Consider the following 7,492-nt stretch of genomic DNA (forward strand, 5'->3'; position numbering starts at 1 on the left):
GTTCCAGTCCCGTTACACTGGCGGTGGCGGCATCAGCCCCCGGACCCCGAATCGATCCGCTGCCAGCGCTCGGCACGCCAGACCATGCGCAGCCGCGAGCGCACCTCGTCGCGCTCCTGGTAGGCGCCCTGCAGCCAGCGTGCACCGGAGCCGCCCTCGAAGGCGTCGCGGGCGTGGAGCAGCCGGCGGTTGTCGAAGATCACCAGGTCCCCGGGCTCATAGTCGAAGCGCATGGCCAGGTCCGGTTCGCGCAGCAGTCGCTGCAACGCCATCAGCGCCTCGTAGGCAGGCTCCACCTCCTCGAACGCCGTCATCAGCGGACCACGGAGAAAGTCGGCAATGCGCACCTCCTGCAGCCTGCCCCGCGCGTCGACGCGGATCACCGGACTGTGCCAGACGTAATCTGTGGTCCGGGCGGTGTTCGCAAAGCACCAGGACACGCGGGTCAGGGTCTCGTAGGCCGCCGGCTCGGTCTCGCGCAGGCGCTCGGCGACCGCGAAGCCGTCCACCATCACCGCCTGGCCGCCAACGGCAGTGTTCTCCAGGCAGTGCAGCATCTGCAGTCCCGGCTGGTACTCCCGGGTGGGCAGATCGACGTGCAGCGGCAGGGCAATGGACGTGTAGGCGTTGCTGTCCGGCTCCGGCTTGGCGCGCACGTTGAAGATCTCACCGAAGTTCGTCGGCCGCAGCGGTCCGATGCGCGCGGCGACCCGCCGGACCGTATCCGGCTCGGCCGGCAGCCGGCGCAGGCGGACGACGCCGTCGCCGAGCAGCACCTCGAGCGCGCGGCCGAGCAGGCCCTCCGCCTCGGCGCTGTCCTCCGCCTGGCCCAGCCAGTCGCCCGCGTCCAGGGTCACCGGGGCGGTCCGTTCGCGGCCCGTCCAGGTCGTGACCGGCACCAGCGGCGCCTCGGGGTCGCCGGCGTTGGAGTAGTCGTTGGCACGGAGCCAGCCGGGATGGAAACGCAGGGTCCGGCCTTCGGGGCGGAACGTCACCCACAGCGCGCCGGCGTCGTCCAGGCCGGCGGCCTCGACGGTCGGCCATGCGCCCAGGCCCGAGAGATCCAGGATGCGCTCGCGGGTGTCCGGGTTGACGGTGCTCTCGTCCGCGGCGTTCTCGCGCAGCCACACGCTGTGGTAGCGGCTCACCCGGCCGTCTGTCCAGCGCAGGGTCAGGACGCGGTCGTCGTGATCCACCGAGTGGAGGGCGACCTCCACCGGCCAGGCGTCGTAATCCGGCGTCGGCGGCAGGCTCGTCTTCGCCAGCGCATCCGTCATCGGTGATGCTCCTGTATCAACGTGTCCAGCGAACAGGATGCCCGCGGGATTCATACACAGTTTGCCTTGATTCGCCGGGAAATTTGCGCCATTCGCCGTCGCCGTGCATTCCGGTATACCCCGCCGCATTGACGGCTCAATACAAAAACACGGCGAATACAATCAACATCCCCGCACAGCGGCCACGGACACTATTGTGTCAGCGGACACCGGCATGCCGTCGTTCACGAGCGAACCGGGGCCGGCGCGGCCCCGTCGTCATCCGGCGTGGCGCCGTGATGGCCGTGACGGCCCGCCCCGCCAAGGCGGTCCGCGATGCGTAGACCACACAGGAGTAGTCATGAACCGCGATGTGATCATCAGTTGCGCCGTCACCGGTGCCGGTGACACCCCGGGCAAACACCCCGGGGTGCCGGTCACCCCGGCCGCGATCGCCAAGGCCGCCGTCGAGGCGGCCCGCGCCGGCGCCGCCATCGCCCACATCCACGTGCGTGACCCGGACACGGGCGCCCCCAGCCACGACCCGGCCCTCTACCGGGAGGTGGTCGAGCGGGTCCGCGCCGCCGACACGGACGTGGTCCTCAACATCACCGCCGGTGGCGGCGGCGACTGGGTCCCCAGCGCGGAGGACCCGAGCCGCGGCGGGCCCGGCACCAGCCTGCAGACCCCGGCGGAGCGGCACGCCCCGGTCGCCGAGCTGCGCCCGGAGATCTGCACGCTGGACTGCGGCACGTACAACGCCGGGGACGCCGTATACCTGAGTACCGCACCCTGGCTTCGCGAGCAGGCGGGACTCATCCAGGCGAGCGGCGTGAAGCCGGAGCTGGAGTGCTTCGACCTGGGCCAGGTCCGCTTCGCCCGGCAGCTCGTCTCCGAGGGGCTCATCGACGGCGATCCCCTGTTCCAGCTCTGCCTGGGCATTCCCTGGGGCGCCGAGGCGGACCCGGAGACCATGCTGGCGATGCGCAACAAGCTCCCGGCCAACGCGAGCTGGACGGCGTTCGGGATCGGCCGGATGCAGATGCCCATGGCCGCGCAGTCCGTGCTCCTGGGCGGACACGTGCGTGTCGGCCTGGAAGACAATCTCTACCTCGACAAGGGCGTATTCGCCAGCAACGCCCAGCTCGTCGAGCGCGCCGCCGGCATCATCACGCGCCTGGGCGCCCGGGCGGTCACACCGATGGACGCCCGCCGCATGCTCGGCCTTCGCAACCCCCATGAGTGAGGCAATGACGGACACTGCACAGACTCCCGCCATCGACCGGGTGGCCATCGTCGGCGCCGGCGTCATCGGCGCCGGCTGGGCCGCCCGCTTTCTCGCCAACGGCCTGGACGTCACGGTGACCGACCCGGACCCGGACGCCGAGGCACGGCTCAACGCCGCCGTCGACACCGCCTGGGCCACGCTGGCCGGGCGCGGCCTCGCCCCCGGCGCGAGCCGCGAGCGGCTGCACTTCACCACCGATCTGGAGGCGGCCGTCGCCGGCGCGGGGCTCATCCAGGAGAACGCCCCGGAGCGCGAGGCCCTCAAGCGGGAGCTTCTCGCCCGCATCGACGCGGCCGCGGAGCCGAACGCGCTGATCGCCTCCAGCACCTCCGGGCTGAAGCCGAGCACCCTGCAGGCGGACTGCGTCCACCCGCAGCGCGTGCTGGTCGCACACCCCTTCAACCCGGTATACCTGCTGCCGCTGGTGGAGCTGGTGGGTGGCGAGCGCACCGACCCCGCCGCAGTGGAGCGCGCCACCGCCGTCTACCGCGCCGCCGGGATGCGGCCGCTGGTGGTACGTCGCGAGATCGAGGGCCACGTCGCCGACCGCCTCATGGAGGCGCTGTGGCGCGAGGCGCTGCATCTGGTCAACGACGGCGTGGCGACCACCGAGGAGGTGGACGCCGCGGTGGTCTACGGCGCGGGCCTGCGCTGGTCGCTGATGGGTACCTTCCTCACATTCCACCTCGCCGGCGGCGACGCGGGCATGCGCCACATGCTCCACCAGTTCGGTCCGGCCCTTAAGCTGCCGTGGACCCGGCTGGAGGCCCCCGAGCTCACCGACTCGCTCATCGAACGCGTGGTCGAGGGCTGCGAGCATCAGGCCGCCGGGCGTTCCGTCGCCGAGCTGGCCTCGCGGCGCGACGAGTTCCTCTCCCGCCTCATCGACCTGGTGAGCGAGTACTGGCCGGAGGCCGAGGGCATTGAAGGCAGGATCTGAGGCGCCCGCCGGCGCGGCGCTGACCGTCCTGGAGACCGCCGTCGCGCCGGCCTGGGTGGATTACAACGGCCACATGAACGATGTCGCCTACGCCGGCGTGTTCAGCCAGGCCACGGACGCGCTGATGGAGTGGCTCGGCATGGACGCCGCCTTCCGGTCCGCCGCAGGCTACACGATCTACACCCTGGAGAGCCACATCCGCTACCGGCAGGAGGCCCACGAAGGCGATGGCCTGCGCGTCGAGGCCTGGCTGGCGGACCACGACGCCAAACGGTTGCAGGTGCTGATGCGGCTGTGCGATGCCGCCGACGGCACCGTGCTCGCCACGGGCGAACAGATGCTCATGGGCATCGACACGGGGAGCGCACGACCGGCGCCCTTTCCCGCCCCGGTGGCCGCAAACGTGGACCGGTTGTGGCAGGGCCATGCCCTGCCCGCCGGGCACGACTACGGTCCGCTCACGACGCGGATCCGTCGTCGTTGACCGCACCCCCGACCGGCGCCGCCAGGCCACTGCGGTCCCGGCTCGGGGGCGCCCCGAAGCGACGGCGGTAGGCCCGGGAGAAGCTCGCCGTGGAGCCGAAACCGCAGGCCAGTGCCACCTCGAGCACGCTGCGGTCCGTCTCCTGCAGGAGCTGGCGGGCGTGCGCCAGGCGCAGCTGCAGGTAGTACCCCACCGGGCTGGTCCCGAGCCGCTCGGCGAACAGCCGCTCCAGCTGTCGCTGGGAGATGCAGCAGTGGGCCGCAATGTCCGCCACGGCAACGGGCTGGGCCACGTTCACGCTCATGTACTCGATCGCGTTGACCAGGATCGGGTTGTGCACGCCCAGCCGTGCGGCGACGCTCATGCGCTGGTGATCGGAGCGCTCGCGGATGCGCTGGTAGATGAGCTGCTCCGAGACGGCCATCGCCAGCCCCGGCCCGTGATCGGCGGCGATGAAGCGCAGCGCGAGGTCCATGGTCGCGGTCCCCCCGGAACAGGTGACCCGGCGGCCGTCGATCTCGTACAGCGCGGTGGTGGTCTCGATGCCCGGGAACAGCTCCTCGAATGCGGGGATGCTCTCCCAGTGAAGGGTCACCCGGCGCCCCTCCAGCAGCCCGGCACGGGCGAGTACGAATGCGCCCGTATCCACGCCGCCGAGGGTCCCGCCCTGCCCGGCCAGCCATTTCAGCCACTGCAGGACCGCCGCCGAGGTGTGGCGCTCGTGGTTGAAACCGCTGCACACGAACACGGTCGGCTCGCTGGCGTCCTCGCCAATGGACGCGTCGGTGAGCAGGGTCATGCCGTTGCTTGCCGCCACGGGCATGCCGTCGACGGAGTACAGCGACCACTCGTAGAGCGGCTCGCCGGCGCAGCGGTTGGCGATGCGGAAGGGCTCGACGGCGGCGACGAAGGCCATCATCGAGAATTCCGGGAGCAGCAGAAAGCCGAGGCGCCGGGGCCCGGCGGTCATCGCCCCTCCCCGGCGTAGCCCCTGCGGGTCAACGGCGCTGTCGCCTCGCCAGACACGGTGAGACCCGCTCAGCGCCGCGCGGCAGGCACGATCTTGAGGGTGTTCGTGCCACCCCGTTCACCGGCGCGATCGCCCTTGGTGATGATCACCAGCTCGCCCTCGGTCACGGCGCCGATCTCCAGTAGCTGACCGACCGCCTCGCCGTCCAGCACGTCCCGGCCCGGCACCGTCGGGTCGAAGCTCACCGGGTGCACACCGCGGTAGAGCGTCACCCGCCCGCGTGTGCGCTCGTGTTCGGAGAGCGCGAATATGGGGATACGCGTGCTCAGCCGTGACATCCACATCACCGTCGCCCCCGACTCCGTCATCGCCGCGATCGCCCCCACGTCCAGCCGGTTCGCCGCGTCGATCGCCGTCTTCGCGATGGTCTCGTCGATGCGCCGGCACGGCGTGCTCAGCGCGTGCGCGTCCGGGTCCAGCGGACCGTCGTCCGAGGAGTGCTCGGCACCCACGCACACCTCGGACATCGCCGTCACCGTCTCCACCGGGTAGTGCCCCACCGCTGTCTCGTCGGAGAGCATCACCGCGTCCGTGCCGTCGATCACGGCGTTCGCCACGTCGAGCACCTCCGCGCGCGTTGGCACCGGGCTGTCGACCATGGACTGCATCATCTGCGTCGCCGTGATCACCACGCACTCGCGGCGCCGCGCCAGCCGCATGATCCGCTTCTGCACCCCGGGCAGCTCGGCGTGTCCGATCTCCACCGCCAGGTCACCGCGGGCGATCATCACCGCGTCCGCACTGTCCATGATCGATTCCAGCGACTCCAGCGCCTCGCGGCGCTCGATCTTGGCGACGATACCCGCCTCGCCGCCGGCGCGCCGCAGCAGCTCGCGCGCCTCGTCGATATCGTGGCCGTCCCGCGGGAACGAGACCGCCAGGTAATCCGCATCCAGCCGCGCGGCGAGCTCGATGTCGCGGCGGTCCTTGTCGGTGAGCGCGCGCACGGACAGGCCGCCACCCAGGCGGTTGATGCCCTTGCGCGCCGAGAGCGTACCGCCCACTTCCACGCGGGTGTGGATTCGCCGGCCCTCGATACCCGTCACCCTCAGGCGGATCAGCCCGTCGGCGAGGAGCAGGATGTCGCCGGCGGCCACGTCGTCCGGCAGCCCGGCGTAGCCCACGCCGACGCCTTCCGCGGTGCCGTCTTCGGCACCCAGCGTCGGGTCCAGGAAGAAGGCGTCACCGCTCTCCAGTGCCACCGGCCCGTCCCGGAACGCCTCCACGCGGATCTTCGGCCCCTGGAGGTCGCAGAGCACGCCGACGACGCGTCCGGCCTCACGGGCAGCGGCGCGCAGGGTGGCGGCGTTGGTGGAATGGTCGTCGGCGCTGCCGTGGGAGAGGTTGAGACGGACAACGTCCACACCGGCGTCGACGATCCCCCTCATCGCGGCCTCGCCGGCCGTGGCGGGCCCCAGGGTGGCAACGATCTTCGTCTGGCGTACCTGTTTTTTTGTCATGGCTACCGAGCCTGCATCAACGCGGCGATCCTGTCGAGCGCACCGGAGGTGCACCGGACGCCGTCATGGAGGAAGACCGCAGGCATCGCCTCGTGTCCCGTCACCGCCCGGCGTTCATGAGCGCGACGGTGGTGTCGAGCATCCGCGAGGAGAAGCCCCACTCGTTGTCGTACCATGCGCACGCCTTCAGCAGCGTCCCGCCCGTGACCTTCGTGAGCGTGGCGTCGAACACCGACGAGCGCGCGTCGTGGTTGAAGTCCACCGACACCAGCGGCGCCTCGTTATACCCCACAACCCCCGCGAGATCGCCCTCGGCCGCCTCGCGCATCAGCGCGTTCACCGCCTCGACACTGCTCTCGCGCGAGAGCACGCAGGTCAGGTCCACCATCGAGACGTTGATCGTCGGCACCCGGATCGCATAGCCGTCCAGCCGCCCCGCCAGCGACGGGATCACCTGCCCGATCATCGCCGCCGCCCCCGTCTTGGTCGGGATCTGCGAGGACGTCGCGCTGCGCGCCCGCCGCGGGTCCTTGTGGTAGACGTCGGTGAGCACCTGGTCGTTGGTGTAGGCGTGCACCGTGGTCATCAGCCCGTGCTCGATGCCGATACGATCGTTCAACACCTTCACCACCGGCGCCAGGCAGTTGGTGGTGCACGAGGCGTTGGAGACAATCGCGTGGTCCTCGCGCAGGTCGCTGTGGTTGACCCCGTAGACCACCGTGGCGTCCACGTCGCTGCCCGCCGGCGCCGAGATCACCACCTTGCGCGCGCCGGCCGCCAGGTGCGCGGACGCCTTCTCGCCGCTCGCGAACAGCCCCGTGCACTCCAGCACCACGTCCACACCAAGCTCGCCCCAGGGCAGTTTCGCCGGGTCGCGCTCGCTGAGCATCTCGATGCGATCGCCGTTCACCTCCAGCGCCCCCTCGCTCACCGCCACCTCGCCGGGGAAGCGGCCGTGCGTGGTGTCGTGGCGCGTGAGATGGGCGTTCGTCTCCACGTCGCCAAGGTCGTTGACCGCCACCACGCGGAGCTCG

The 7,492-nt window shown here is 70.9% G+C and carries 7 protein-coding genes; 3 read left to right on the forward strand and 4 right to left on the reverse strand.

Annotated features, from left to right (window positions below; all coding sequences use genetic code 11):
• Window positions 1–32: 32 nt before the first annotated feature.
• Window positions 33–1,277, reverse strand: a complete 1,245-nt coding sequence (locus tag C516_RS0104540; RefSeq protein WP_018717182.1) for a TauD/TfdA family dioxygenase — start codon at window positions 1,275–1,277, stop codon at window positions 33–35.
• 340 nt (window positions 1,278–1,617) lie between these two features.
• Here C516_RS0104540 and C516_RS0104545 point away from each other — a divergent pair, with 340 nt between their 5' ends.
• Genes C516_RS0104545 through C516_RS0104555 form a run of 3 tightly spaced genes read left to right on the forward strand, consistent with a single transcriptional unit; the run spans window position 1,618 to window position 3,968 of the window.
• A complete protein-coding gene (locus C516_RS0104545; RefSeq protein WP_018717183.1) occupies window positions 1,618–2,502 on the forward strand; it encodes a beta-keto acid cleavage family enzyme in 885 nt (294 codons plus the stop codon).
• Between the two features lie 4 nt (window positions 2,503–2,506).
• On the forward strand, window positions 2,507–3,484 hold the full coding sequence (locus C516_RS0104550) for an L-carnitine dehydrogenase (protein WP_018717184.1): 978 nt from the start codon (window positions 2,507–2,509) through the stop codon (window positions 3,482–3,484).
• On the forward strand, window positions 3,468–3,968 hold the full coding sequence (locus tag C516_RS0104555) for a thioesterase family protein (RefSeq protein WP_018717185.1): 501 nt from the start codon (window positions 3,468–3,470) through the stop codon (window positions 3,966–3,968). Before C516_RS0104550 ends, C516_RS0104555 begins: the two co-directional genes overlap by 17 nt.
• Here C516_RS0104555 and C516_RS0104560 read toward each other — a convergent pair.
• From C516_RS0104560 to gap, 3 genes are all read right to left on the reverse strand, one after another.
• A complete protein-coding gene (locus C516_RS0104560) occupies window positions 3,943–4,938 on the reverse strand; it encodes a GlxA family transcriptional regulator (protein ID WP_018717186.1) in 996 nt (331 codons plus the stop codon). The two genes, C516_RS0104555 and C516_RS0104560, sit on opposite strands and share 26 nt — an antisense overlap.
• Before the next feature lie 68 nt (window positions 4,939–5,006).
• Entirely contained in the window at window positions 5,007–6,458 is a 1,452-nt protein-coding gene (pyk, locus tag C516_RS0104565; protein WP_018717187.1) for a pyruvate kinase, read from the reverse strand.
• Window positions 6,459–6,558: 100 nt separating this feature from the next.
• Window positions 6,559–7,492 (reverse strand): type I glyceraldehyde-3-phosphate dehydrogenase (gene gap, locus C516_RS0104575; RefSeq protein WP_018717189.1); only part of this gene is annotated, 934 nt, incomplete at its 5' end.

Origin of the sequence: Arhodomonas aquaeolei DSM 8974, from assembly GCF_000374645.1 — a bacterium.
Lineage (GTDB): Bacteria > Pseudomonadota > Gammaproteobacteria > Nitrococcales > Nitrococcaceae > Arhodomonas > Arhodomonas aquaeolei.

What these genes read in the sequence shown, in the direction of transcription:
- C516_RS0104545 (WP_018717183.1), top strand. Translation starts at nt 1,618, where the DNA reads ATGAACCGCGATGTGATCATCAGTTGCGCCGTCACCGGTGCCGGTGAC.
- C516_RS0104560 (WP_018717186.1), bottom strand. Translation starts at nt 4,938, where the DNA reads ATGACCGCCGGGCCCCGGCGCCTCGGCTTTCTGCTGCTCCCGGAATTC.
- C516_RS0104550 (WP_018717184.1), top strand. Translation starts at nt 2,507, where the DNA reads ATGACGGACACTGCACAGACTCCCGCCATCGACCGGGTGGCCATCGTC.
- pyk (WP_018717187.1), bottom strand. Translation starts at nt 6,458, where the DNA reads ATGACAAAAAAACAGGTACGCCAGACGAAGATCGTTGCCACCCTGGGG.
- C516_RS0104540 (WP_018717182.1), bottom strand. Translation starts at nt 1,277, where the DNA reads ATGACGGATGCGCTGGCGAAGACGAGCCTGCCGCCGACGCCGGATTAC.